Origin of the sequence: Cupriavidus sp. D39 (assembly GCF_026627925.1) — a bacterium.
Lineage (GTDB): Bacteria > Pseudomonadota > Gammaproteobacteria > Burkholderiales > Burkholderiaceae > Cupriavidus > Cupriavidus ulmosensis.
The window spans coordinates 3273295-3298153 of record NZ_JAPNLE010000009.1; the positions used below are offsets into that span (position 1 = coordinate 3273295).

The window sequence follows — 24859 nt, forward strand, 5'->3', positions numbered from 1 at the left end:
CCGGCCGGGTCAGCGGCGCGACAGCACCACCAGGTGACGTTCTGCGTCCAGCTCCGGCACGGTCAGGCGCGGTATCGCCTCGACCTGCCACCCGGCCATCAACCCGGCCGCTTCCATGCGATCGAGTTCGGGCTGAGGATAAACGCCCTTCATTGCAATCAGCTTGCCGCCCGGCGCCAGCAGGCTGGCCGGCGAGCGAAACGAAATCGCTCAGCTCGGCAAACGCACGCGACGTGATGACTGCATACCCCTTGTCGTCTTCCAGCTTCTCCACCGGCCCCCAATGGGCGGCGGCGTTGGAAAGGCCGAGCTGCGCCCGGCACTGCGTCAGGAAGGCGGTTTTCTTTTGCACGATGTCGACCATCAGCACCGACAGGTCAGGGCAAGCGATGGCCAGCGGCAGGCCCGGCATGCCACCGCCAGAACCCACATCCAGCACCCGGCCGCGCGCGCCCTCCTCCACCCCTGCGGCGCGCGCCGCATCCGCCAGCGCCGGCACGGCGGCCAGCGAGTCGAGCATGTGGTGGGTCAGCATCTCGTCAGGATGACGGATGGCGGTCAGGTTATAGATGGCGTTCCATTTGCGCAGCAGTGCCAGGTAGGCAAACAACTGATCGATCTGGCTAGCGGAGACCACCAGGCCGATGGCGGACAAGCCGGCCTCCAGGCGACGGCGCTGATCGGCATCATCCACGGCCGCGTAACGTTGGTTCCTCACTCAGGCGGCCTCTTGGCTGGGGTCGGACTTGGTACGCCCCATGCCCTTCTTTTTCAGATGGACCAGCAGCAGCGAAATCGCAGCCGGCGTCACGCCGGAAATACGCGATGCCTGGCCGAGGGTCTCGGGCCGGTGCTGATTCAGCTTCTGACCCACCTCGATGCCAAGGCCGCGCACTTCCGTGTAGTCGAAGTCTTCAGGCAGGCGGGTGGATTCGTTGGCTTCCAGCTTATCCACCTCTGCGGCTTGCCGGGCGATGTAGCCGTGGTACTTGATGCCGATCTCGATCTGCTCGCGAATCTGCCCGACCAGCAACGGGTCGGCATCGAGTGCCTGGGTGGGTGCGAACTTGCCACCTTGCAATGCCATCAGCGCTTCGTAGGTGACGGCAGGACGGCGCAGCAGATCGGCGAGGTTGTACTCGCGCTCGATCGCTTTGCCCAGCAGCAGCACGGCGTCGGCTTCCGGCAGGATGCTCGGATTGACCCAAGTCCCCTTTAGTCGCTCTGTTTCACGTGAAACAGCATCGCGCTTCCGGTTAAAGGCATCCCAGCGCACATCATCGACCACGCCAAGCTCCCGGCCTGCCTCGGTCAGTCGCATATCGGCATTATCTTCACGTAGGCTCAAACGGAACTCGGCACGGCTGGTGAACATTCGATACGGTTCCGAGACCCCGCGGGTGATCAGGTCGTCGACCAGAACCCCAAGATAGGCCTGGTCTCGCCGGGGAGTCCAGGCGTCGCGCTCCCGCACGATGCACCCCGCGTTGATGCCAGCCAGCAGGCCCTGGGCCGCGGCTTCTTCGTAGCCCGTGGTGCCGTTGATCTGTCCGGCGAAGAACAGGCCGCTGATGGCCTTGGACTCCAGCGAGGCCTTCAGGGCACGCGGATCGAAGTAATCGTACTCGATGGCATAGCCGGGACGCAGGATGTGCGCGTTCTCCATGCCACGGATCGAGTGCACCAGGGCAAGTTGCACGTCGAACGGCAGGCTGGTGGAGATACCGTTGGGGTAGAACTCGTTGGTGGTCAGTCCTTCCGGTTCCAGGAAGATCTGGTGGCTGTCCTTGCTGGCAAAGCGATGGATCTTGTCCTCGATGCTGGGGCAGTAACGCGGCCCTACCCCTTCGATCACTCCGGTGTACATCGGCGAACGATCCAGGCCGCCACGGATGATGTCGTGGGTCTGGCTATTGGTATGCGTGATCCAGCACGGCAGTTGCTGCGGGTGCTGTTCGGCACGCCCCAGGAAGGAGAACACCGGCACCGGATCGAGATCGCCAGGCTGCTCGTCCATCACGGAGAAATCGATGGTGCGTCCGTCGATACGCGGCGGCGTACCCGTCTTCAGGCGGCCCTGCGGCAGCTTGAGCTCCTTCAGGCGCGCCGAAAGCGATACCGAGGCAGGGTCACCCGCACGGCCGCCAGTGTAGTTATCCAGCCCCACGTGGATCTTCCCGTCGAGGAAGGTGCCAGCGGTCAGTACCACGGCGCGTGCGCGAAAGGTGATGCCAACCTGCGTGACGGCACCGACCACGCGGTCGCCCTCCACCACCAGGTCATCCACGGCCTGCTGGAACAGCATCAGGTTGGGCTGGTTTTCGAGCCGCGTGCGAATCGCCTTGCGATACAGCACGCGGTCCGCCTGAGCGCGGGTGGCACGTACGGCCGGACCCTTGCTGGAATTCAGGATACGAAACTGGATCCCCGACTCATCCGTGGCTGCCGCCATGGCGCCGCCCATTGCATCCACCTCCTTGACGAGATGGCCCTTGCCAATGCCGCCGATGGACGGATTGCAGCTCATCTGACCAAGGGTCTCGATGTTGTGGCTCAGCAGCAGTGTCTGGCAGCCCATACGCGCAGCGGCGAGTGCAGCTTCAGTGCCGGCGTGGCCGCCACCGACAACAATGACATCGAACTCTTTTGGGTAAAGCATGGAGGCACCTCCTCCGGGAGGCTAGCGGAAATAAATCGGGATGCCGAATTATAACGGCAATCTCCGGAGCTTCCCTGCGCCGCAGCATGTTTCACGTGAAACATGCTGCATGGATAACCTGGGTGTGTTCCACGTGAAACAAAAAAGCCGGGCGCAATGGCCCGGCTTGGTCGCTACCTTGATCGGCTTCTACGCCTCATCCCCTGCCCTGCTCTCCCAGGTAGACAGCGATGCGTTCGACCAACCGCCCCAGATCGGCCTGAAGCTGGTCGAACCCTGCATTGCGCTCGCGCGTCACTTCGTCCATGTACAGCGGACGCCGAATCTCGATCTGCAGGCTGTTGCGCCGTTCGGCAGGGCGACCGATCTGTGCGATCAGTTGCACGCCCTTGTACGGATCGTTGCGCGCCACGGTGTAGCCGAGCGAACGCAATTCAGCATCCACCAAATCGACAAAGGCAGGCTCGCAGGTCGTGCCATCCCGGTCGCCCAGCACAAAGTCGGCCAGCGGATGGGCGCTCTGGATCTCCAGCCGCTCGTAGGCGTTGTTGGGCATCGAGTGCAGGTTGAGATGCCAGACCGCGCCGAAGCGCCGATACGTTTCCTCGACCGCGCCCGACAGCGCCTGGTGGTACGGGCGGTAGTAGCGATCGATCCGGTTGCGTACCTCTTCCAGCGAGAGTTTGCGGTCATAGATGGGCGTGGCGGCATCGATGTTGCGCCAGATCAGCCCATACCCCAGCCGCGTCTTCTCGCCCGGGGCCAGCGGCTCGGGCCAGGGGCCGTCCAGCAGGCTGGGATCGAGATCGTCCAGCGTACGGTTGGGATCGATGTAGACACGCGGGAAATTGGCGGCAATCAACGCGCCGCCAGCCCGCGGCACGGCTTCCCACAGCGCTTCCACGTGGGTGTCCTCACCGCCGCGCAGTCGCTGCGCCGGGACGGCCGCCCGGAAATCCTGCGGGTAATACGTGCCGCTATGCGGCGAGTCGCACACCAGCGGCAGCGTCTGGGCCAGGGGCGCGAAGTGGACGAAGGGCTCGAAGTTGTCGCTCATGGCCGTCAGTCCAGCTTGATATTGGCGGCCTTGGCCACGCGTGCATAGCGCGCCATCGCCTGCTGGATCTGCACCTTGAAGCCGTCCGGCGTGGTCGGCACCAGCGTGCCACCCGACTCCTCCACCTTGCGCTTGAACTCGGGGTTCAGCATCGCCTTGTGGATAGCGCTGTTGAGCTTGGCGACGACGGCTGGCGGCGTGCCGGCGGGCGCGACTATGCCGAACCAGCCGCCATCGCCCATCTCCTTGTAGCCGAGTTCCGCGTAAGTCGGCACGTTGGGAAGCTGCGGCGAACGGGTGGCGCCCAGCACGGCCAGCGCCCGCAGCCGGCCCGATTTCACGTGGGGCAGCGTGGACGACAGGTTGTCGGTGATGGCATTAACCTGCCCTGCCACTGCATCGTTGAGCGCCAGGCCGGCGCCCTTGTACGGCACGTGCAGCATGTCGATCTTGGCCAGCATCATGAAGTTCTCGATATTCACATGGCCTAGCGAGCCAGCGCCGGGAGAGGCGAAGCTGTACTTGCCGGGGTTGGCACGGACCAGCGCGACGAACTCCTGCATGGTCTTGGCCGGCACGCTGGGATGCACCGCGAACACGCTCGGGATGGCGACCACGTTGGTGACCGGCGCGAAATCCTTGATCGGATCGTAGTTCAGCTTGGGATACACGGCCGGGTTGGAGCCGTGCGTGCTGACCGTCGCCATGCCGATGGTGTAGCCGTCCGGCGCCGCGCGCGCGACCTGCTCCATGCCCAGCGAGCCACCGGCGCCACCCTTGTTCTCCACCACGATGGACTGGCCCAGCTCGCGCCCGCCGAACTCCGCAACCAGGCGTGCCGACAAATCGGTAGAGCCGCCCGCGGCAAAGGGCACGATCAGGCGAATCGGCTTGTTCGGATAGTTGGCTTGCGCCAGCGCGCCGCCGGCTGCGGCAAGGCTGGCGCATGCCGCCAGGCAAGACAGGACAAAATGCCGGCGCGGCAGTTGGGCTCGGATCATGCGGACTTCTCCTTGGATTTCTATGAGTTGGCTCGCCAAGTGTCGGGAGTTTACCGAGTCCGCACAAACGACTATATTGCACGGTTGCATTACCAAAGTGCATTCTCGGCCCACCCTCCCCCACCTCATGCGGCTACGCTCACCCTCGATGTCCGAACTGCATGCCTTTGCCGCCGCCGCGCGGCTGGGCAGTTTCACGCGCGCGGCCGAGGACCTGTGCGTGACCCAGGGCGCGATCAGCCGTGCCATTGCCCGGCTCGAATCGCACTTCGGCCAGCCCCTGCTCCAGCGCAATGCGCATCGCCTGACGCTGACCGATGCCGGCAAGCAACTGCTGGAGGCCGTGGCCGGCCCGCTGGCAGCCATTGAAAACGCCAGCGCCGCCCTCCTCGCCCGTGACCGCCAGCACCACCTGACGCTATCGGCCGTGCCCACGCTGGCCAGCGTATGGCTGGTGCCAAGGCTGCCGGATTTCCACCGCCGCTACCCCGACGTCCGCCTGGACTTTGTGCCCTACCGGCGCGACGAGGACTTCTCAGGCCCCGCGCCCGATGCCGCCATCCTGCCCGGCACCCCGGACCGCTGGCCCGGCCTGCAATGCGACTACGTGATCGGCAGCGAGATGGTGCCCATCTGCCACCCCGAGCGCGCCCGCGCGCGCCTTGAGGCAGGCCGCTGGTCCGAGCCCGCCGAACTGCTCGATGAGCCGCTCCTCTATCACACTACCGCGCCGGCAAACTGGCAGCACTGGCTGTGGGCCGCGGGCGTACCCAGTGCTGCGCCAACGCTCTCGAAAGGCTTCGACCAGGTCTCGATCCTGGTGCAGGCGGTCAAGGCGGATATGGGCGTGGCGGTATTGCAGCGCTGCCTGGTACGCGATGAGATCGCCGCGGGCCGCGTGGTGGCGCCGTTCGATCTGCCGATCCGGCTGACGCGTGGCTACTTCCTGTGCGCGCCACGGGAGCGGCGGGACCATCCGGCGTTTGCGCAATTTCGGGCATGGTTGCTAGGTGTGGCGGCACAGGACCCGGATGTGCTCGAACTCAATCAGGAAGATTCATGGGACAAATAGAAATGCGCTTAATTTGCCAAATTGCATCCATTTGGCGCATTCTTTTTACTTCCCGGCAATCATAGCATCCATATTAGGAATACCAACCCGATACATCTGGATAAATATATTCACATCATGAATTGAAAGCGTACCAACCGCTGCGCTATCCAACCGGCACCAAAGCCAACAGACTGGCTCCACTATAAAATGCATATCGGAAATAATAACGGCGAGCAGAGCTCGCCGTTATTCATCGAGAGAATTATAAGAAGCGGGAAGCGCTAAGCCGCCTTCTTCGCCAACCCCAGATACGTCTCAATCACCTTCGGATTCGCCGCCAGCTCCGCCGCCGGCCCCTCCATCGCCATATCCCCTGTCTCGATCACGTACCCGTAATCCGCCACCTGCAGCGCCGCCCGCGCGTTCTGCTCGATCAGCAGCGTCGCCACCCCCGTCTTGCGCAGGTCATTGATGATGTGAAAGATCTCTTTCACGATCAGCGGCGCCAGCCCCAGGCTCGGCTCATCCAGCATCAGCAGTTGCGGCTTGGCCATCAGCGCGCGGCCCACCGCCAGCATCTGGCGCTCGCCACCGGACAACGTACCGGCATCCTGCTTCGCCCGCTCCTTCAAGCGAGGGAACAGGCCGTAGACCACTTCCATCTGGTCGAGGAAATTCTTCTCGCCGGCGCGCTTGCGGCGATAGGCGCCCAGCACCAGGTTGTCCGCCACGCTCATCGAGCCGAACAGTTCGCGCTTCTCCGGCACCAGGCACATGCCGCGCGCCACGCGCCCTTCCACCGGCAGGCCGGCGAGGTCGTGGCCGAGGTAGGTCACCGCGCCGTTGGACGAACCACTCACCGGCAGCGCGCCCATGATGGCGTTGAGCATGGTGGACTTGCCCGCGCCGTTGGGGCCGATCACCGTGACGATCTTTCCCGCCTCCACTTTCAGGTTGGCGCCGTGCACGGCTTCGACCTTGCCGTAGCGCACGTGGAGGTCCTTTACTTCCAGGATCAGGCTCATTGTTCTTTCCTTACTCCACGCCGCCGAGGTAGGCCTCGAGCACCGCCGGGTCCTTCTGCACGTCCTCGGGCACGCCCTGCGCGATGCGCGTACCAAATTCCATCACCACCAGGCGGTCCGTCAGGTTCATCACGAAGTCCATGTCGTGCTCGACCAGCAGCACGCTCATGCCCTCGCCCTTGAGCTTCTTCAGCAGCTCGGCCAGCGCCTGCTTTTCCTTGTAGCGCAGGCCTGCGGCGGGCTCATCCAGCAACAGCAGCGCGGGATCGCAGCACAGCGCGCGCGCGATCTCCAGGATGCGTTGCTGGCCCAGCGCGAGGCTGCCGGCTTCCATGTACATGCAGTCGGCCAGGCCCACGCGTTCGAGCTGGCGCGCAGCTTCGTGCAGCAGCTTCGCCTCCTCGTGCTTGTTCATGCGCAGGATCGCCGCCGTCACGCCGCCCTGCGACGCAAAGTCGCCGCGCAGGTGCGCGCCGATGGCCACGTTCTCCAGCACGGTCATGGTGGGCAGCAGATGCACATGCTGGAAGGTGCGGCCGATGCCGCGCTTGACGATCTCGCGCGAGGGCAGCCCGGAGATCTGCTCGCCGCGGTACAGCACCTCGCCGCGCGTGGCCGGCAGCACGCCGGTGACGAGGTTGAAGGTGGTGGATTTGCCCGCGCCGTTGGGGCCAATCAGGCCGATGATCTCGCCGGCGCGCACCTGGAAGCTGACGTCGTTGACCGCCACCAGCCCGCCGAACTCCTTGCGCGCCGCTTTCACATCGAGGATCAGTTCGCCGGCGTGCGGCTTCGCGCGCAACGGTAATGCGGGCGCTTGCGCCGGGGCCACCACCGGCGGGCCGTTGGGGAACAGCCTCTTAATGAACGGCCAGATGCCATCGCGCGCGTATTGCAGCAGCAGCACCATCAGCACGCCGAACACGATGGTTTCGAAGTTGCCGTTGGCGCCCAGCAACTTGGGCAACACGCCCTGCAGCACGTCCTTCAGGATGGTTAGAATGCCGGCGCCGAGCACCGCGCCCCACACATGGCCCACGCCGCCGACCACCGCCATGAACAGGTACTCGATGCCGTAGTTCAGCCCGAATGGCGTGGGGTTCACCGCGCGCTGCAGATGCGCGTAGAGGAAGCCCGAGATGCAGGCCAGCATCGCCGCCACCACGAAGATCACCACCTTCATCCACGCGGTGTTCACGCCCATCGCCTCGGCCATGGTGCCGCCGCCCTTCAACGCGCGGATGGCGCGGCCGGGGCGCGAGTTGAGCAGGTTCTGCATGGCGATCACCGACACCAGCACCACGCCCCAGATCAGGTAGAACATCGAACGCCCAGAGGCGAGCTCGATGCCGAGCACGTGCAGCACGGGAATGCCGTTGAGGCCATCGTACTTGCCGAGGAACTCCAGGTTGCCGAACAGGAAGAACAGCGACAGGCCCCAGGCGATCGTGGCCAGCGGCAGGTAGTGGCCGGACATGCGCATGGTGATGAGGCCGATCACGTAGGCCGAGGCCATCGTGATCACCAGCCCGACCAGCAAGCCGAGCCAGGGCGACAGCCCGAACTGCGTGGTGAGATAGGCCGTGCTGTAGGCGCCCAACCCGACGAAGGCAGCCTGGCCGAACGAGGTCATGCCGCCCACGCCGGTGAGCAGCACCAGGCCGATGGCGACAATGCTGTACAGGCCGATGTAGTTGCCCAGCGTGATCCAGAATTCGGGCGTGGGCAGCACCGGCAACAGTGCCAGCACTACCGCGAAGGCCAGCAGGAAGATTCGGTTCTTGAGGTTAGTGTTCATGGCGTGCCCCTTATTCCTCGTCTTCCACATGCTTGCTGGTGAGCGAGCGCCACAGCAGTACGGGCAGGATCAGGGTGAACACGATGACCTCCTTGAACGCACTGGCCCAGAAGGACGAATAGGACTCGAGCAGCCCCACCAGGATGGCGCCCGCGGCCGCCACGGGGTAGCTCACCAGGCCACCCACGATCGCGCCGACGAAGCCTTTCAGGCCGATCAGGAAACCCGATTCGTAGTACACCGTGGTCAGCGGAGCGATCAGGATCCCGCACAGCGCGCCCATTGCCGCGGCCAGCGTGAACGACAGGCGCCCGGCCTGCGTCGTGCCGATGCCAACCAGCCGCGCGCCCAGCCGATTGACCGCCGTGGCACGCAGCGCCTTGCCGGCAATCGTGCGTTCGAAGTAGAAATACAGCCCCGCGATCAGCAATGCCGATACGCCGACCACCCAAAGGCTCTGCCCGGAGATGGTCAGGCTGCCCACTTCAAAGCGCGCCTCCGAGAATGGCGTGGTGCGCGAGCCCTCGGCGCCGAACATGACCAGCCCCAACCCCACCAGCGCAAAGTGCACGCCCACCGAGACGATCAGCAGCACCAGCGTGCTGGCTTCGGCCAGCGGCTGGTAGGCCAGGCGATACAGCATGGGCCCGAGCGGGATCACGATCAGCAGCGTCAGCGCAATCTGCGCCAGCATGGGCATCGACTGCCCGTCGAAGTTCTGCGCCAGCAGATGCACGGCCAGCGGGAAGAGCAGGTATTTGCCGGCCAGCACCGCGACTCGCCTGGGCGCGGTCCGGCGCAGCTCGGCGCTGCGCAGGATGGTGACCGTCTCGTACAGAAAGGTCAGCACGCCCATGACCAGCAGCAGCCAGCTGCTTTGCGGCGCATGGCCGGACTGGATCGCCGCCAGGGTCAGCGCGCCATAGGCGACGAACTCCCCTTGCGGAATGAAGATGACACGGGTCACCGAGAACACCAGCACCAAGGCTAGCGCGAGCAGCGCATAGATGGCGCCCGAGGTGATGCCGTCCTGCGCCAGGATGGCGGCGATCGAGAGGTCCATTGTCTCCTCGTATTGTTGGTGAGTCCGGCCGGCGGAGGGAGGCCGGCTAGCTTGTGAAACTACAAATTACGAAATATGAAACAACTTACGCATAGCGGAAATCCCGAGGAACCCTTAGCTTGCGCAGTGCCGCATCGGTGATTTGACATGAGAGGCGGGAAACTCGGTGTATGACGGGTGCAGCATATCCGCAGCGCACCATGACCGTCATCTCGTTTCGCTCGCCCGGACCAACGCCAAATTCATTAACACGTTAAAGATCACGCATGGCGGATGCGGTGTCAAGTACGGGATTGCCTGTAGTAGCGCAGTAGTGCAGTGGCGTGGGACCGCGTGGGATGGCGCGCAACAAAAAAGGCGCATGGCTGGCCATGCGCCCTCGTTGCATCAATGCAGCCAGTCTTTGCCGCCTACTTGGTCTGCAGCTTCCACTTGCCGTCGGCGATCTCCACCATCACGCGCGCGCGCTGGTCCAGGCCAAGGTGGTCGGTCGGCGTCATGTTCATGATGCCGTGGGAGATCGGCAGCTCCCTGGTTTGCTCCATGGCATCGCGCAGCGCCTTGCGGAACTCCTTGGTGCCCGGCTGGCCCTTCTTCAGCGCCTCGGGAATGGCTCGCTGCAGCAGCAGGCCGGCATCCCAGGCATGGCCGCCAAAGGTTGAGACCTGGCCGCCAAACGCCTTCTCGTATGCCGTCTTATAGCTGATGGCAGGCTTCTTCACCGGGTTGGTGTCGGGCAGTTGCTCGGCCACCAGCAGCGGGCCGGCCGGCAGGAACGTACCTTCGCAATCCTTGCCGCACACGCGCAGGAAATCGGCGTTGGCCACACCATGGGTCTGGTAGATCTTGCCCTTCCAGCCACGCTCCTTGAGCGCCTTGGCAGGCAGCGCAGCGGGCGTACCCGAGCCTGCGATCAGGACCGCGTCGGGGTTGCTGCCCATCATCTTGAGCACCTGGCCGGTGACCGAAGTGTCGGTGCGCGCAAAGCGTTCATTGGCCACCACCTTGAGCTTGCGCATCTCGCCGACCTTGGCGAACTCCTGCGCCCAGCTATCGCCATAGGCATCCGCGAAGCCGATAAAGGCGACCGTCTTCACGTTGTGGTTGGTCATGTGCTCGGCAATGGCGGTCGCCATGTGCGAGTCGTTCTGCGGCGTCTTGAAAACCCAGGCGCGCTTGGCATCCATCGGCTCGATGATGCGGGCCGAGGCGGCCAGCGTGATCATCGGCGTCTCGTTCTCGGCGACGACGTCCACCATGGCCAGCGAGTTCGGCGTGACGGTGGAGCCCACGATCACGTCGACCTTGTCTTCGCTGATCAGCTTGCGCGTGTTCTTGACCGCGGTGGTGGTGTCCGACGCATCGTCGAGCACGATGTACTCGATCTTCTTGCCAGCGATCTCCTTGGGCAGCAGCGAGATGGTGTTCTTCTCGGGGATGCCCAGCGAGGCCGCGGGCCCCGTGGCCGATAGCGTTACCCCGACTTTGACCTGTGCGCTGGCGGTGCCGGCGCACAGGCTGGCGGCAGCGAGAGCCAGCAGGCTGGCGCGCTTGAATGTCATCGTGTCTCCCTCCATTGCGGCAAACGGAAGAGGAATCCGTGTCGGCTCGCGGCCGGTCGGATGCCTCAATCTGGTCTTCTGGTCTGTCTTGTCCTGGCGGATCTTATTGTGCCGGTGCCCTTTCGTTGCTCTTTCAGGCCCGTATCCAGGCGCAACGCTGGCGCCTGCCTGCAACCCCGGGGCGATGGGCGAATCCGAATCCGCCCTGCCCCATCTCCCGTCCGGCGCGTGATCCCCGACGGCGCTCGGCCAGGCTCGCCAAACAGTTCCATGGCGCGCCACGCCGGCGGCTCATTCACCGACCGCTCGGTCGGGAATGCGTAGCGAGTCTAGCAACAGGCATATCCCCGGGCTAGCGGGATTAACCCGCATCGCAGCATGCAAGCGACACGGCTGCATATTGACGCTCATCGGCCGAACGCATCCCAGGCCGTCTTCACGATCAACCCAGCCACCACCACGATGAACACGCGCCGCACGAAAGCGCTGCCGTGCTTGAGCGCGAGGCGGCTGCCGATCTGGCTGCCGGCCACGTTGGCCAAGGCCATGACCAGCCCGAGCTGCCACCAGACATGCCCCTTCGCCGCCAGCAGCAGCAAGGCCGCCAGGTTGGTGGCGAAGTTGACCACCTTGGTCGATGCCGAGGCGTGCAGGAAGTCGTAGCCGAACACACGCACGAACACGATCATCAGGAAACTGCCGGTGCCCGGCCCGAACACGCCGTCGTAAAAGCCGATCACGGCCCCCGCCAGCAAGGCCGCAGCGCGCTCCTTGCCGCCCGAGAGCGACGGTGCGTGCTCGGTGCCCAGGCTCTTCTTGGCCACCGTATAGACCAGCAGGGTCACCAGGATAAAGGGCAGCGACTTGCGCAGCGGCTCCGCGGGGATCAGCGTGAGCGCGTAGGCGCCCGCCATCGAGAAGGCAAAGGCCGACAGCATCGTCGGCAAGGTCGCGCCCCAGTAGATGCGCACGCTGCGCCCATAGCGCAACGCCGCATTGGTGGTACCCGCCAGCGACGCCACTTTGCTGGTGCCGAGCAGCGTGGCCGGCGGCATATTGGGATAAGCCGAAAACAGCGCGGGGATCTGCACCAGGCCACCACCGCCGGCGACAGCATCGATCAGGCCGGCAAGAAAAGCGGCAACAGCAAGAAACGCGAATTCCATGGCCGCGGGGAGACGAAAGAAGAGAAAACGGAGGGAAGGCGGCGAAACAAGCGCGGCAGGCGCGCTGAACGGGTCAGCCCAGCATCTTGGTGGCTGGTGACAAATTGCGATGCCACAGGCCGCTGGCATGCGGCTCGAAGCCCGCCGCCGCCGCCTGCGGCACAGCCAGCAGCGCCGGCGCCAGCAACAGGTGGCGCACGCCGTGCGCGCGGCACCAGTCGGCCAGCAGGCCGCAGCAATCCAGCAGCAAGGCGGCGCCCCTGTCCGCCGGCACGTCACCTGCCCACCATTCGGTGGCAAGCGCCGCGAGGCCGGCAAGTTCGAGGTGAGGCATCAGCGTAACGGGCAGGCAACCGAGCAGATCCGGGCCGGCACTGTCCTGTGCCACCACACAGGCCCCACGCTCAGGCCGGGCAAGCAGCCCCTCCAGCAGCGCCTGCCGGGCACGCGCCGCCGGCACGGGCAATGCGTGCCGTGATTGCAGCCAGGCGCCCAGGCTCTGCGCATCGGCAGTGCCGGCCAGGAGTATCGAGGCCGGGGGAATGGCGGATTCAGGCGAGGAAGGAATTGGAGAGGGGAATCTGAAGGCATGGCGGGCTCGATGGCAAGGCCGCATTGTCGCATGCGCAGTCGGTGTCATTTATCGGCGATTCCGCATGGCGAAAACGTCACGCACCAGAAACGAGCATAAAAAGCGGGCATTAAAAAAGGCGTTGCCGAGGATCACCCAGCAACGCCCTTATCTTATATTGACACTGCAGCCTAGTGACTGCGCGCCTGTCGTCTCCTCGCTTCCGCCTCCATTTAACCTGCGAAAACCGTATATGGAATGTAACGAAGCGGTGCGTTTCGAGCAAGCTAGAAGAAACCCTAGCCCCAAAATCGGGCATGTCGACCGACGATCACTCCCGGGGCTTCCCAAAGCGCGCAAGAAGCTCGCCCATGATGCCGCGGCGGAACGTCAGCACGCAGATCACGAAGATCACGCCGGTCACCATTGTGACGGATTCGCCCAGTGAGTTGAACCACTCGATGCCCGTCGTCGAGGCCAGGAAGCTGCCGATGTCGCCGAGCTTGTTTTCCAGGGCCACCACCACGAAAGCGCCGACCAGCGGGCCGGAAAGCGTGCCCAGGCCGCCCACCAGCGTCATCAGGATCACCGAGCCCGACATCGACCAGTGCACGTCGGTCAGCGTGGCAAAGCCCAGCACCAGCGCCTTGATCGATCCCGCCAGCCCGGAAAGCGCCGCCGACAGCACAAACACCATCAGCTTGAAGCGATCCGTATCGTAGCCCAGCGAAATGGTGCGCGGCTCGTTTTCCTTGATCGCCTTGAGGATCTGCCCGAACGGCGAATGCACGGTCCGCACGATCAGCGCGAAGGCCGCCACGATGATCGCCAGCGCCACGTAATACAGCGTCAGATCGTTGGCTAGGGACAACACCCCGAACAGCTTGCCACGCGGAATGCCCTGCAAGCCATCCTCGCCCCCGGTGTAGGGGACCTGCAGGCAGAAGAAGAACAGCATCTGCGCCAGCGCCAGCGTGATCATCGAGAAGTAGATGCCCTGCCGGCGAATCGCGATGTAGCCGACCACATACCCGATCAAGGCGCCCGCCAGCGTGCCCAGCACCAGCCCGACCTCCGGCGTGACGCCCCACACCTTCATCGCATGCCCGGCCGTATAGGCCGCGCCGCCGAAGAAGGCCGCATGGCCGAACGACAGCAGCCCGGTATAGCCGATCAGCAGGTTGAAGGCGCACGCGAACAGCGCGAAGCACAGCACCTTGAGCACGAACACCGGATACGCCCCGGCCACCGGCGCCAGGATCAGCGCTGCCAGCAACAATCCGTACAACAGTTTCTTCTGCACGCCCCGCCCCTGTCTTGTCTGCCCCGCGGCCACTGCCGCGCCGGTTGGTTGGTTCATCACTTCTCCTCCCGAACAGCCCGGCCGGGCGCAGCATCAGCACGATCACCATGATGAAGAACACGACCGTGGAGGAGGCCTCCGGATAGAACACCTTGGTCAGGCCCTCGATCACCCCCAGGCCGAGGCCGGTGAGGATCGAGCCCATGATCGAGCCCATCCCGCCGATCACCACCACCGCGAACACGATGATGATCAGGTTCTGCCCCATCAGCGGCGAGATCTGGATCACCGGCGCCGCCAGCACGCCGGCAAACGCCGCCAGCGCCACGCCGAAGCCATAGGTCAGCGTCACCATCAGCGGCACGTTGACGCCGAACGCCTCCACCAGCTTGGGGTTCTCCGTGCCGGCGCGCAGATAGGCGCCCAGCTTGGTCTTCTCGATCAGGTACCAGGTGGAGAAGCACACCACCAGCGAGGCAGCCACCACCCAGGCGCGGTAGTTCGGCAGGATCATGAAGCCGAGATCCGTGGCGCCGCTGAGCGCCTCGGGCGCCGAGTACGGCAGCCCCGACACCCCGTAGATCGAGCGGAAGATGCCTTCGATCACCAGCGTGATGCCGAGCGTCAGCAGCAGGCCGTAGATATGGTCGAGCTTGTAGATCCAGCGCAGCATGGTGCGCTCGATCACGATGCCGATCAGCGCCACCGCCAGCGGCGACAGCACCAGCATCACCCAGTAGTTGAGCCCGGCGTACTCCATGCCCATCCAGGCCAGGACCGCGCCGAGCATGAACAGCGCCCCATGGGCAAAATTGATGACGTTGAGCAGCCCGAAGATGACCGCCAGGCCAAGGCTCAACATCGCATAGAAGGCACCGTTGACCAGTCCCAGCAGTAACTGGGACAGCATGGCGGGCAGAGGAATACCGAAGATGTCCATCGCAGGCGTTACCGTTTGCGCACCAGCCGGGATTGGTCGTTCCCCGCCAGGCAGGCGCTGTCAAAATGAAGCGAAGAAAGACACTGGCCCCCGCCCTCGATCCCGCTTAACAGTCAACAGCTAACAGCCAGCGGTCAACGGTCTCGGGCAGGGGCGCCATACCTCAATCAACTCAACGCAACTCAGTTCACACGCTTACTTCTTCATCATCGCGCACTTCGATTCCGCCACCGTGGTGAAAGCCTGCTCACCCGGGATCGTGGCCACCACCTTCAGGTAGTCCCACGGCTTCTTCGATTCGGCCGGCGACTTCACCTGCATCAGGTACATGTCATGGATGCCGCGGCCGTCCTGGCGGATGTAGCCCTTGGTGTAGAAGTCGTTGATCTTCATCTTCTTCAGTTCGGCCATGACCTTGTCCGGGTCATCCGTCTTGGCTGTCTCGACGGCCTTCAGGTAGGTATGCGCAGCGGAGTAGTCGGCGGCCTGCAAGCTGCTCGGCATCTTCTTCATCTTCGCGAAGTAGCGCGTGGCGAACTTGCGGGTATCGTCGTTCATGTCCCAGTACCAGCTGTCGGTCATCAGCAGGCCTTCGGTGTTCTTCAACCCCAGGCTGTGGATGTCGTTGATGAACATCAGCAGGCCGGCGATCTTCATCGTCTTGGTGATGCCGAATTCCTTGGCCGCCTTGATCGAATTGATGGTGTCGCCGCCGGCATTGGCCAGGCCGAGGATCTGTGCCTTGGACGATTGTGCCTGCAGCAGGAAGGACGAGAAGTCGGAAGCGTTCAGCGGGTGGCGAACCGAACCCACCACCGTGCCGCCGTTGGCCTTCACGACGGAAGCGGTATCGCTCTCCAGCGAGTGGCCGAAGGCGTAGTCGGCGGTCAGGAAGAACCACGACTTGCCACCCTGCTTGACCACCGCGCTGCCGGTACCCTTGGCGAGCGCCACGGTGTCATACGCATAGTGCACGGTGTACGGCGAGCACTCTTCGTTGGTCAGGCGAGCCGAGCCCGCGCCGATATTGAAGTAGACCTTCTTCTTCTCCGAGGCCACCTTGTTCATGGCCAGGCCGGTGGCGGAATTGGTGCCGCCGATCAGCGCGTCCAGGCCCTGCTGGTCCATCCACTCGCGTGCCTTCGATGCGGCGATGTCAGCCTTGTTCTGGTGATCGGCCGAAACCAGTTCGATCGGCTTGCCCAGCACCTTGCCACCGTTGTCCTCGATCGCCATCTTGATGGCTTCGAGGCCGCCCGGGCCGTCGATGTCGGCGTACAAGCCCGACATGTCGGTGATGTAGCCGATCTTGACGGTATCGCCCGAGACCTGCGCCGATGCCGAACCCATTGCCACGCCCGTTACGATAGCCGCCAGAGCGACCGCCAGCCGAGTCATCTTCATTGCCTGTCTCCTTAGTTTCGGCGGCACCTGACGCCACCCGTTCCTGCCCTAAAACAATGCCTGCGATTCATGACAGCGCCGCGCGCCGATACGAATCAGACCCCAAGCAGTTCGTTCAGCACCGGCATCTTGGCCTGCAGCTCTGCGGCCGCGAAGCGCTCGACGATGGTGCCGTGTTCCATCACATAAAAGCGATCTGCCAGCGGCGCGGCAAAGCGGAAGTTCTGCTCCACCATCACCACCGTGTAGCCCTTTTTCTTGAGCATCAGGATCATCCGCGCCAGCGCTTGCACGATCACGGGCGCGAGGCCCTCGGAGATCTCGTCGAGCAGCAGCAGGTTGGCCCCGGTGCGCAGGATGCGCCCGACGGCAAGCATCTGCTGCTCGCCGCCCGACAGGCGCGTGCCCTGGCTCTGGCGGCGCTCCTTCAGGTTAGGGAACATCTCGTAGATCTCGGCCTCGCTCATGCCGGTGAGCGCGCTGGTGCCCTGCCCTTTCAACAGCGGCGGCAGCATCAGGTTTTCCTCGCACGACAGGCTGGCGAAGATGCCCCGCTCTTCCGGGCAATAGCCGATGCCGCAGTGCGCGATCTTGTGCGTCGGCATGCCGATGGTCTCGGTGCCGTTGACGCGGATCGAGCCCTTGCGCTGGCCGGTCAGGCCCATGATGGCGCGCAGCGTGGTGGTGCGCCCGGCGCCGTTGCGGCCCAGCAGCGTCACCACCTCGCCGGGATTCACGGTCAGGTCCACGCCATGCAGGATGTGCGATTCGCCGTACCAGGCGTGCAGGTCCTTGATTTCTAGTGCGGGCGTTGTGCTCATCCTGGCTCCTCAGTGCGCGCCCTGCAATTCAGTTTCGACGGTGCCCATGTAGGCCTCCATCACGCGCGGGTCTTTCGATACCTCGGCGTACGGCCCCTCGGCCAGGATCGCGCCGCGCTGCAATACCGTGATCTTGTCGGCAATCGACGAGACCACGTTCATGTTGTGCTCGACCATCAGGATGGTGCGCCCCACCGCCACCTTGCGGATCAGCTCGGTGACGCGCGCCACGTCTTCGTGGCCCATGCCCTGGGTGGGCTCGTCCAGCAGCATCATCTCCGGCTCCATCGCCAGCGTGGTGGCGATCTCGAGCGCGCGCTTGCGGCCGTACGGCAGGTTGACCGTCACCGTCTGCGCGACATCGGTCAGCCCGACCTGCTCGAGCAGTTCCATGCCGCGTGCGTTGAGCGTGTCGAGCGTGCCCTCGCTGCGCCAGAAATGATAGGAAGTGCCAAGTTGCCGCTGCAGCCCGATACGCACGTTCTCCAGCACCGTCAGGTGCGGGAACACAGCAGAGATCTGGAACGACCGGATCACGCCGCGCCGGGCGATCTGCGCCGGTTTCTCGCGCGTGATGTCGATGCCGTTGAACAGGATCGTGCCCGTGGTCGGCTCGAGGAACTTGGTCAGCAGGTTGAAGCAGGTGGTCTTGCCGGCGCCGTTGGGGCCGATCAAGGCATGGATGGCGCCGCGCCGCACCTTGAGGTTGACGTCGCTTACCGCGGTGAACCCCTTGAACTCCTTGGTGAGGTTCCGCGTTTCCAGGATCGTTTCTTGCTGATTCATGATCTCCTGCCCGCCCTCTTGCTGCGGCGCCGGCTTCTGGTCGGCACCGCCAAATGGTCAGAACTGTGGTGCCGGTCGCACCACCACCGCACAGGTCGCGCCAATCCAGTCGCGCTCCAGTGACTGTTGCGGCTTTCGCGCCGCTTGTATTGATTTGCTGCCTTTATTGCTGCCTGGATGTCCGCCGCGCCGCGCCCTCCCGGAACGCGCGACGCGCCCTTGGGGGGCGCGCCAATGTGAGCAGTGCTGCACGGCATCTCGGCGTCTATTGTGTGCGTCTGCTGCGTCGCAAAACATCCGGGTTTGCACTGATTATGAAACATGAACCAGATGTCAGGTCTGTGTCGCAGCTCCCGCTTTGGCATTCGCCGTGGCGCCGGCAGCTGCCGGGCTGGCAATTGCCGTTGCCGCGGCGCTGCCGGCGTCCGTCCCGGCCATGCGCCGGCGCCGGTCTTCGCGGATCATGTCGCTGGCACGCTCCGCGATCATGATGGTCGGCGAGTTGGTGTTGCCCGAGGTGATCAACGGCATGATCGATGCATCGACCACGCGCAGGCCGTCGATGCCGATCACGCGCAGGCGCTGGTCCACCACTGCCTCGGGGTCATCGGGACGGCCCATGCGGCAGGTGCCCACCGGATGGAAGATGGTGGTGCCGATCTCGCTCGCGGCCTGGGCCAGTTGCTCGTCGGTCTCGAACGCCGGGCCCGGCAGCCATTCCTGCGGCTTGTAGGGCGCGAGCGCGGGCGACGCCACGATGCGCCGCGTCAGCCGCAGCGAATCCGCCGCGACCTTGCGGTCGGCGTCGGTCGTCAGGTAATTGGGCGCGATCACCGGCGCGTGGCGGAAATCCGGATCGGCGATGTGCACGCTGCCGCGCGAGGTCGGGCGCAGGTTGCACACGCTGGCCGTGAAGGCGTTGAAGCGATGCAGCGGATCGCCGAACTTGTCGAGCGATAGCGGCTGCACGTGGTACTCGAGGTTGGGCCGCGCATACGATGCATCCGAGCGCGCGAATGCGCCGAGCTGCGACGGCGCCATGCTCATCGGCCCGCTCTGGTTGACCGCGTACTGCAGGCCGATGCCGAGTTTGCCCCACCAGCTGCCCGCGCGCGTGTTGAGCGTGCGCACGCCCTCCACCTTGACCACGCTGCGCAGCTGCAGGTGATCCTGCAGGTTTTCGCCCACGCCGGGCAAGACATGGCGCACCGCGATGCCCAAAGCCTGCAGCCGCTCGGGCTGGCCGATGCCGGACAGCTCCAGCAACTGCGGCGTATTGACCGCGCCCGCCGCCAGGATGACTTCCTCGCGCGCTGCCGCTGTGAACGGCTTGCCCCCGCCGAGATAGTCCACGCCGCTGCAGCGGCGTCCCTCGAACGTCAGCGCGCTCACCTGAGCGCCGGTGACGATGGTCAGGTTGGGCCGCTCGGCCGCGCGGCGCAGGAACGCCTTCGCGGTATTCCAGCGGATGCCGCGGCGCTGGTTGACCTCGAAATAGCCCACGCCAAGGTTGTCGCCGCGATTGAAGTCATCGGTGCGCGGGATGCCGGCCTGCTCGGCGGCATCCATGAAGCGCTCCAGGATGTCCCAGCGCAAGCGCTGCCCTTCCACGCGCCATTCGCCACCCGCGCCGTGGAATTCGTCGCCGCCGCGATGATGGTCCTCGCTACGCTTGAACAGCGGCAGCACATTGTCCCAGCACCAGCCGTCGTCGCCCGCGAGGCGCGCCCAGTCGTCATAGTCTTCGCGCTGCCCGCGCATATAGATCATGCCGTTGATCGACGACGAACCACCCAGCACGCGGCCGCGCGGGTAGCCCAGCGAGCGGCCGCCCAGGCCGGCTTCCGCCACGGTGCGGTACATCCAGTCGGTGCGCGGGTTGCCGATGCAATACAGGTAGCCCACCGGGATGTGGATCCAGTGGTAGTCGTCGCGCCCGCCGGCTTCAAGCAGCAGCACGCTCACTTCGGGGTCCTGGGTCAGGCGGTTGGCCAGCACGCAGCCGGCCGATCCGGCGCCGACGATGATGTAGTCGTAAGTCTCCATGCTGTCTCTTGTCGGGCCTTGCGCCGCGTTTGGAAAGGTTGATGATGGGCCCGCGCGGGAACATCCCGCCAGGATTGCAAATGCGTGCGTCCATGCGCGGCATGCCGAACTTGGGCCGTGGATGCGCGCAATGGTTCAGGTCGCGCCATCCAGGGACACATCATGCACGCTCACGCCGCCTGCGGTTGCAGATGCTTGCGCAGCCAGTCGGTGAGCGCGGCGAATACCTTGCCGCGCAGCGGCTGCGCCTCGTTGAAGAGCTCGTGGTAGCCGGAGTCGAACCAGCGCGCCTCGCGCAGGTCGGGCGGCGCGTTGTCGAAAAAGCGTCGGCTGCCGGCCGGGTCGACGATGCGATCGTCGCCCGCCACCAGCATCAGCGTGGGCGCTTCCAGCAAAGGGGCATCGGTTTGCGCCTGTGCCATGCCGCGCACGAACGTCTCCAGCACGCCGGCGCTGATGGTGCCCTGCACCAACGGATCGGCGCGGTACTGCGCCACCATCGCCGCGTCGTGCGACAGGTAGCGCGCATCGATCGGGTTGGGCACGCGCAGGCGCGGCATCAGCGTCAGCAGCATGCGGTGCAGGGCCAGCATCGGGCCGGACAGCCTCAAGGCCAGCGCCGGCGATGACAGCACGAGCGCGCGGATGGGCCGCACGCGCGCGGTGGCAAAGCGCGCCGCCACCAGCCCGCCCATGCTGTGCCCCAGCAGGAACGGCAGCTCCTTCCACTGGCCCACCGCAGCGTCGTGGATTTCAGTGAGGTCTTCGACAAACACATCCGGGTGCTCCGCCACCATGCGCGGACCGCCGCTCGCGCCATGGCCGCGCTGGTCGTAGCCGCGCACGCGCAGGCCAAGGCCGCACAGCAACTCGGCCACGTGCTGGTAGCGGCCGCAATGCTCGGCCAGGCCGTGCACCAGCAACAGCGAGCCCGTGGGTTCCGGGAACAAGTCGGGATCGGGCTGCCAGGTACGCAAGAGCAGCTCCGTGCCGTCGCGCATGCGCTGGCGGCTTTCGATGGGGGCAACGGGCCGCGCAGCGGCCGCCACGCCAGGGCCGGCGCCATCGGCGACCGGCTGGACGGAGGCAGCGGTACTCGGTCGATCCATTCGGTTGATCTCCATCTGTGTTCCGCTAGTGCCGCTGGCGTCCACCGACTAGGAGGCCGCGGTTCTGTCCTCGCCGTGACGATGGCAGGCCCGCACCGCGCCATCGCCGCCGCCGCCCTTTTCCACTTCCTCCGGCTCCAGGCCTGACCCCGCCTGCGCCATATCCGCGAGGATCGGGCAGTCGGGCCGCGCATCGCCGCTGCAGGCCTCGGCCAGCTGACGCAGCGTGTCGCGCATGGCGGCAAGCTCGGCAATGCGCTGCTCCAGGTCCGCCACGTGGCGCAAGGTGAGCGCCTTGACGTCGGCGCTGGCCCGCGCGCGGTCGTGCCACAGCGACAGCAAGCCGCGTATCTCGTCCAGCGAGAACCCGAGATTACGGGCACGCCGCACGAAGCGCAAGGTGTGCACCGCGCGCGCGTCGTAGCGGCGGTAGCCGCCCTCGCTGCGCGGCGGCGCCGCCAGCAAGCCGATGGACTCGTAGTGCCGGATCATCTTGGCGGAGACGCCGGAAGCCTGTGCCGCTTCACCGATATTCATGCTTGCTCTCCCGCCGGCTTCCAGCGCCGCAGCAGCAGCGCATTGCCGACCACGCTCACGCTGGAGAATGCCATGGCCGCGCCGGCCACCACCGGGTTGAGCAGGCCGGCCGCCGCCAGCGGGATGCCGATCACATTGTAGAAGAAGGCCCAGAACAGGTTCTCGCGAATCTTGCGCACCGTGCGGTGCGAGATCGCCAGCGCGTCGGCCACCAGCGCCGGGTCCCCGCGCATCAGCGTGATGCCAGCAGCATGCATGGCCACATCGGTGCCGGTCGACATGGCAATGCCGACATCCGCCGCGGCCAGCGCCGGCGCATCGTTGATGCCGTCGCCCACCATCGCCACCACGGTGCCGCCCGCCTTGAGCGCGTTCACGCGCTCGGCCTTGTCGGCCGGCAGTACTTCCGCCTGCACCTCGTCCAGCCCGAGCGTCTCGGCCACGCGCGCGGCCGCGCCCTTGTTGTCGCCGGACAGCATCACCGTGCGCACGCCGGCGGCGCGCAGCCGCTCGATCGCGCGCCGCGCGCCGGGCTTGATGGCGTCGCCAAAGGCAACCAGCCCCACCACGCGGTTTTGCGCAGGCGACGCATCCTGCGCGCCCGTCTCGATCAGCCAGGACACCGTGCGGCCCGCTTGCTGCAGTGCTTGCGCCTGCGCTTCGAGCGTACCCGCCGCTGCGCCCAGCGACGCTCGCAGGCGCTCGCTGCCAAGCTGCAACGCCACGCCATCGACCTTGCCGGACAAGCCCATGCCGGGCAAAGCGCGCACATCGGTAGCCGTCGGCGCGTGGATGCCGCGCGCGCGTGCCGCTGCCAGCACCGCGTGCGCCAGCGGATGCTCGCTGCCGGCCTGCAGCGCGGCCAGGCGCGCCAGCAAGCGTTGCTCTTCTACGTCGCCGGCACCCGCCGGCACGGCCAGCGCCACCACTTCCGGCTTGCCTACGGTGAGCGTGCCGGTCTTGTCGAACGCCACCACCATGACCCGGTGCGCCACTTCCAGCGCCTCGGCGTCCTTGATCAGGATGCCGGCGCGGGCACCCGCGCCGGTGCCCGCCATGATCGCGGTCGGCGTCGCCAGGCCGAGCGCGCACGGGCAGGCGATCACCAGCACCGCCACCGCGTTGAGCAAGGCAACCTCCCAGTTGCCACCGAGCAGGCCCCAACCCAACAGCGTGACCAGCGCGATGCCCAGCACCACCGGCACGAACACCGCGCTGACGCGGTCGACCATGCGCTGGATCGGCGCCTTGGCGGCTTGCGCGTGCTCGACCATGCGGATGATGCGCGCCAGCACCGTCTCGGCGCCCACCGCCACCGTACGCGCCACCAGGCGGCCTTCATAGTTGATGGCGCCGCCGGTCAGCAACGCGCCAGGCTCCTTCGGTACCGGCAGGCTTTCGCCGGTCAGCATCGATTCATCGGCATGGCTGCTGCCTTCGATCACCTTGGCGTCCACCGGCACGCGTGCGCCCGGCAGCACCACGATTTCGTCGCCGACCCGCACCGAGCCCAGCGGCACGCTGACCTCAGCGCCGTCGCGGCGCACGATCGCGCTATCGGGGCGCAGCGCGGCCAGCGCGCGGATGGCGTCCGCCGTCTGGCGCTTGGCGCGCGTTTCCAGCCACTTGCCCAGGCGCACCAGCGTGATGACCACTGCCGCACTTTCGAAGTACAGGTGCGGCATGCCGTGCGCGCCGCGCCACATCAGCCACAAGGACAAGCCGTAAGCCGCCGAGGTACCGAGCGCGACCAGCAGATCCATATTGCCCGCGCCCGCACGCACCGCCTTGAAGCCGGCCTTGTAGAAACGCCAGCCAAACACAAACTGCACCGGCGTGGCCAGCAGCCACTGCACCCAGGCCGGCAGCATCCAGTGCACGCCGAACCATTCGGCCACCATGGGCGCCACCAGCGGCAGCGAAAGCGCCGCCGAGATCGCCACCGGCCACGGCCCGGACCAGAAGCCTTCGCCCGGCACAGCCCCAGCCGGCAAGTCGCCCGTCACCGGCACCGCGCCATAGCCGGCGCGCGCCACCGCCGCGGCCAGCGCATCGGCATCCACGGCGCCGCGCAGCACCGTCACCTCGGCCTGCTCCGTTGCCAGGTTGACCTGCGCATCCACCACGCCCGGCACGGCTTTCAGCGCACGCTCGACACGTGCCACGCAGGACGCGCAGGTCATGTCGCTGATGGACAAGGTCATGGCCTGGTGCGGCACCTCGTAGCCGGCGGCCTTCACGGCCTCGGCGGCGGCCGGCAGCACGGCGCCGCTATCGGCTTGCAGCGTGGCTTCTTCGGTGGCGAGGTTGACGGCGACCTGACGCACGCCAGGCACCTTGCCCAGCGCGGTCTCGACGCGCCGCACGCACGAGGCGCATGTCATGCCGCCGATCGGCAGCCGCCATTCGGAGGCCTGCGCGTCTGCTGCGGCGCCGGGCAAGGGAAGGAGTTGGGAATTCGCGGGCATGGCAGGGATCAAGTCCACAGTGATGACAACCACATCATGGACCTTACCATGTTGGGAAGGTCAAGCCCGGATGCAAGCCACGCATTCATCACGCGCCGCGCGCAGGAACGTTTGGAAAAGGGCTTGCGCTTCCCACGGTGGGAAGGTGCAAACTTCAGGGGTAGACAAAAAGTCCGGCCCGGCCAGCGCAGCGACAGGTACGCTTTTTGGACGGCCGGGCGCTTACCTTGATTTCGTACCCCACGTACCAACAGGAGATTCCAGATGATCCAGTTCCAGGTTGAAGGCATGTCGTGCGGCCATTGCGTGGGCGCCATCACGCGCGCCGTGCAAGCCCTCGATCCCGCCGCAAAAGTGTCCGCCGACATCCCCGCGCAGGCAGTTTCCGTAGAGGCCACCGCCAGCGGCCAAGCGCTGCGCGAGGCCATCGAGGCAGCGGGCTATCCCGTCAAGGGCAGCACCCGGGCCGCGGGCTGAGCCGGCAAGCCG

At 65.6% G+C, this 24859-nt stretch carries 19 protein-coding genes and 2 pseudogenes; 2 read left to right on the forward strand and 19 right to left on the reverse strand.

The features are described from left to right. Positions 1 to 9: 9 nt before the first annotated feature. The 4 genes and pseudogenes from rsmG to OMK73_RS27475 form a co-directional block, all read right to left on the reverse strand. Positions 10 to 718 (reverse strand): annotated as a pseudogene (rsmG, locus tag OMK73_RS27460) (16S rRNA (guanine(527)-N(7))-methyltransferase RsmG). Further along, the gene (mnmG, locus tag OMK73_RS27465; protein WP_267604791.1) at positions 719 to 2659 is read right to left on the reverse strand and encodes a tRNA uridine-5-carboxymethylaminomethyl(34) synthesis enzyme MnmG; all 1941 of its coding nucleotides are present in this window, start codon (positions 2657 to 2659) and stop codon (positions 719 to 721) included. It lies immediately after the preceding pseudogene. Positions 2660 to 2855: 196 nt separating this feature from the next. Continuing rightward, positions 2856 to 3716 carry an N-formylglutamate amidohydrolase gene (locus tag OMK73_RS27470; protein ID WP_267604793.1) on the reverse strand — a complete coding sequence of 287 codons (861 nt, stop codon included), beginning with the start codon at positions 3714 to 3716 and terminating at the stop codon, positions 2856 to 2858. Positions 3717 to 3721: 5 nt separating this feature from the next. Continuing rightward, a complete protein-coding gene (locus OMK73_RS27475) occupies positions 3722 to 4717 on the reverse strand; it encodes a tripartite tricarboxylate transporter substrate binding protein BugE (RefSeq protein ID WP_267604795.1) in 996 nt (331 codons plus the stop codon). A 127-nt stretch (positions 4718 to 4844) separates the two neighbouring features. Between OMK73_RS27475 and OMK73_RS27480 the strand changes: the two genes are divergently transcribed. Next, positions 4845 to 5789, forward strand: a complete 945-nt coding sequence (locus tag OMK73_RS27480) for a LysR substrate-binding domain-containing protein (protein WP_267604796.1) — start codon at positions 4845 to 4847, stop codon at positions 5787 to 5789. A gap of 263 nt (positions 5790 to 6052) precedes the next feature. Here the strand turns inward: OMK73_RS27480 and OMK73_RS27485 are convergent, their stop codons facing one another. The 15 genes and pseudogenes from OMK73_RS27485 to OMK73_RS27555 form a co-directional block, all read right to left on the reverse strand. After that, the gene (locus OMK73_RS27485; RefSeq protein WP_267604798.1) at positions 6053 to 6796 is read right to left on the reverse strand and encodes an ABC transporter ATP-binding protein; all 744 of its coding nucleotides are present in this window, start codon (positions 6794 to 6796) and stop codon (positions 6053 to 6055) included. A gap of 10 nt (positions 6797 to 6806) precedes the next feature. Beyond that, entirely contained in the window at positions 6807 to 8594 is a 1788-nt protein-coding gene (locus tag OMK73_RS27490) for an ABC transporter permease subunit (RefSeq protein WP_267604799.1), read from the reverse strand. 10 nt (positions 8595 to 8604) lie between these two features. Next, complete coding sequence (locus tag OMK73_RS27495; RefSeq protein ID WP_267604800.1) at positions 8605 to 9657, reverse strand: branched-chain amino acid ABC transporter permease; 1053 nt, start codon at positions 9655 to 9657, stop codon at positions 8605 to 8607. Positions 9658 to 10067: 410 nt separating this feature from the next. Then, the gene (locus OMK73_RS27500; RefSeq protein ID WP_267604801.1) at positions 10068 to 11219 is read right to left on the reverse strand and encodes an ABC transporter substrate-binding protein; all 1152 of its coding nucleotides are present in this window, start codon (positions 11217 to 11219) and stop codon (positions 10068 to 10070) included. A gap of 407 nt (positions 11220 to 11626) precedes the next feature. Further along, positions 11627 to 12385 carry a sulfite exporter TauE/SafE family protein gene (locus tag OMK73_RS27505; RefSeq protein WP_267604803.1) on the reverse strand — a complete coding sequence of 253 codons (759 nt, stop codon included), beginning with the start codon at positions 12383 to 12385 and terminating at the stop codon, positions 11627 to 11629. A gap of 73 nt (positions 12386 to 12458) precedes the next feature. Continuing rightward, the gene (locus OMK73_RS27510; protein WP_267604805.1) at positions 12459 to 12845 is read right to left on the reverse strand and encodes a hypothetical protein; all 387 of its coding nucleotides are present in this window, start codon (positions 12843 to 12845) and stop codon (positions 12459 to 12461) included. 442 nt (positions 12846 to 13287) lie between these two features. After that, the gene (locus OMK73_RS27515; protein WP_267604806.1) at positions 13288 to 14316 is read right to left on the reverse strand and encodes a branched-chain amino acid ABC transporter permease; all 1029 of its coding nucleotides are present in this window, start codon (positions 14314 to 14316) and stop codon (positions 13288 to 13290) included. A gap of 7 nt (positions 14317 to 14323) precedes the next feature. Continuing rightward, positions 14324 to 15199 (reverse strand): annotated as a pseudogene (locus OMK73_RS27520) (branched-chain amino acid ABC transporter permease); the annotation flags it as partial. A 195-nt stretch (positions 15200 to 15394) separates the two neighbouring features. After that, the gene (locus OMK73_RS27525; protein WP_267604807.1) at positions 15395 to 16603 is read right to left on the reverse strand and encodes an ABC transporter substrate-binding protein; all 1209 of its coding nucleotides are present in this window, start codon (positions 16601 to 16603) and stop codon (positions 15395 to 15397) included. A gap of 95 nt (positions 16604 to 16698) precedes the next feature. Beyond that, the gene (locus tag OMK73_RS27530; protein ID WP_267604808.1) at positions 16699 to 17424 is read right to left on the reverse strand and encodes an ABC transporter ATP-binding protein; all 726 of its coding nucleotides are present in this window, start codon (positions 17422 to 17424) and stop codon (positions 16699 to 16701) included. 9 nt (positions 17425 to 17433) lie between these two features. Further along, positions 17434 to 18210, reverse strand: a complete 777-nt coding sequence (locus OMK73_RS27535; RefSeq protein WP_267604809.1) for an ABC transporter ATP-binding protein — start codon at positions 18208 to 18210, stop codon at positions 17434 to 17436. Between the two features lie 333 nt (positions 18211 to 18543). Next, entirely contained in the window at positions 18544 to 20256 is a 1713-nt protein-coding gene (locus OMK73_RS27540) for a GMC family oxidoreductase (protein WP_267604810.1), read from the reverse strand. A gap of 170 nt (positions 20257 to 20426) precedes the next feature. Continuing rightward, a complete protein-coding gene (locus tag OMK73_RS27545; RefSeq protein ID WP_420715585.1) occupies positions 20427 to 21365 on the reverse strand; it encodes a lysophospholipase in 939 nt (312 codons plus the stop codon). 48 nt (positions 21366 to 21413) lie between these two features. Continuing rightward, positions 21414 to 21902: a Cu(I)-responsive transcriptional regulator gene (gene cueR / locus OMK73_RS27550; protein ID WP_267604812.1), complete on the reverse strand. Its 489-nt coding sequence runs from the start codon at positions 21900 to 21902 to the stop codon at positions 21414 to 21416. Beyond that, positions 21899 to 24370: a heavy metal translocating P-type ATPase gene (locus tag OMK73_RS27555; RefSeq protein WP_267604813.1), complete on the reverse strand. Its 2472-nt coding sequence runs from the start codon at positions 24368 to 24370 to the stop codon at positions 21899 to 21901. The genes cueR and OMK73_RS27555 overlap by 4 nt, the downstream gene beginning before the upstream one ends. 264 nt (positions 24371 to 24634) lie before the next feature. Between OMK73_RS27555 and OMK73_RS27560 the strand changes: the two genes are divergently transcribed. Beyond that, on the forward strand, positions 24635 to 24847 hold the full coding sequence (locus OMK73_RS27560) for a heavy-metal-associated domain-containing protein (protein ID WP_267604816.1): 213 nt from the start codon (positions 24635 to 24637) through the stop codon (positions 24845 to 24847). The last annotated feature ends 12 nt before the right edge of the window (positions 24848 to 24859 follow it).

Excerpts from the sequence above, each read along its gene's own strand:
- mnmG (WP_267604791.1), bottom strand. The coding sequence starts at position 2,659 with ATGCTTTACCCAAAAGAGTTCGATGTCATTGTTGTCGGTGGCGGCCAC.
- OMK73_RS27470 (WP_267604793.1), bottom strand. The coding sequence starts at position 3,716 with ATGAGCGACAACTTCGAGCCCTTCGTCCACTTCGCGCCCCTGGCCCAG.
- OMK73_RS27475 (WP_267604795.1), bottom strand. The coding sequence starts at position 4,717 with ATGATCCGAGCCCAACTGCCGCGCCGGCATTTTGTCCTGTCTTGCCTG.
- OMK73_RS27480 (WP_267604796.1), top strand. The coding sequence starts at position 4,845 with ATGCGGCTACGCTCACCCTCGATGTCCGAACTGCATGCCTTTGCCGCC.
- OMK73_RS27485 (WP_267604798.1), bottom strand. The coding sequence starts at position 6,796 with ATGAGCCTGATCCTGGAAGTAAAGGACCTCCACGTGCGCTACGGCAAG.
- OMK73_RS27490 (WP_267604799.1), bottom strand. The coding sequence starts at position 8,594 with ATGAACACTAACCTCAAGAACCGAATCTTCCTGCTGGCCTTCGCGGTA.
- OMK73_RS27495 (WP_267604800.1), bottom strand. The coding sequence starts at position 9,657 with ATGGACCTCTCGATCGCCGCCATCCTGGCGCAGGACGGCATCACCTCG.
- OMK73_RS27500 (WP_267604801.1), bottom strand. The coding sequence starts at position 11,219 with ATGACATTCAAGCGCGCCAGCCTGCTGGCTCTCGCTGCCGCCAGCCTG.
- OMK73_RS27505 (WP_267604803.1), bottom strand. The coding sequence starts at position 12,385 with ATGGAATTCGCGTTTCTTGCTGTTGCCGCTTTTCTTGCCGGCCTGATC.
- OMK73_RS27515 (WP_267604806.1), bottom strand. The coding sequence starts at position 14,316 with ATGAACCAACCAACCGGCGCGGCAGTGGCCGCGGGGCAGACAAGACAG.
- OMK73_RS27525 (WP_267604807.1), bottom strand. The coding sequence starts at position 16,603 with ATGAAGATGACTCGGCTGGCGGTCGCTCTGGCGGCTATCGTAACGGGC.
- OMK73_RS27530 (WP_267604808.1), bottom strand. The coding sequence starts at position 17,424 with ATGAGCACAACGCCCGCACTAGAAATCAAGGACCTGCACGCCTGGTAC.
- OMK73_RS27535 (WP_267604809.1), bottom strand. The coding sequence starts at position 18,210 with ATGAATCAGCAAGAAACGATCCTGGAAACGCGGAACCTCACCAAGGAG.
- OMK73_RS27540 (WP_267604810.1), bottom strand. The coding sequence starts at position 20,256 with ATGGAGACTTACGACTACATCATCGTCGGCGCCGGATCGGCCGGCTGC.
- OMK73_RS27545 (WP_420715585.1), bottom strand. The coding sequence starts at position 21,365 with ATGGATCGACCGAGTACCGCTGCCTCCGTCCAGCCGGTCGCCGATGGC.
- cueR (WP_267604812.1), bottom strand. The coding sequence starts at position 21,902 with ATGAATATCGGTGAAGCGGCACAGGCTTCCGGCGTCTCCGCCAAGATG.
- OMK73_RS27555 (WP_267604813.1), bottom strand. The coding sequence starts at position 24,370 with ATGCCCGCGAATTCCCAACTCCTTCCCTTGCCCGGCGCCGCAGCAGAC.
- OMK73_RS27560 (WP_267604816.1), top strand. The coding sequence starts at position 24,635 with ATGATCCAGTTCCAGGTTGAAGGCATGTCGTGCGGCCATTGCGTGGGC.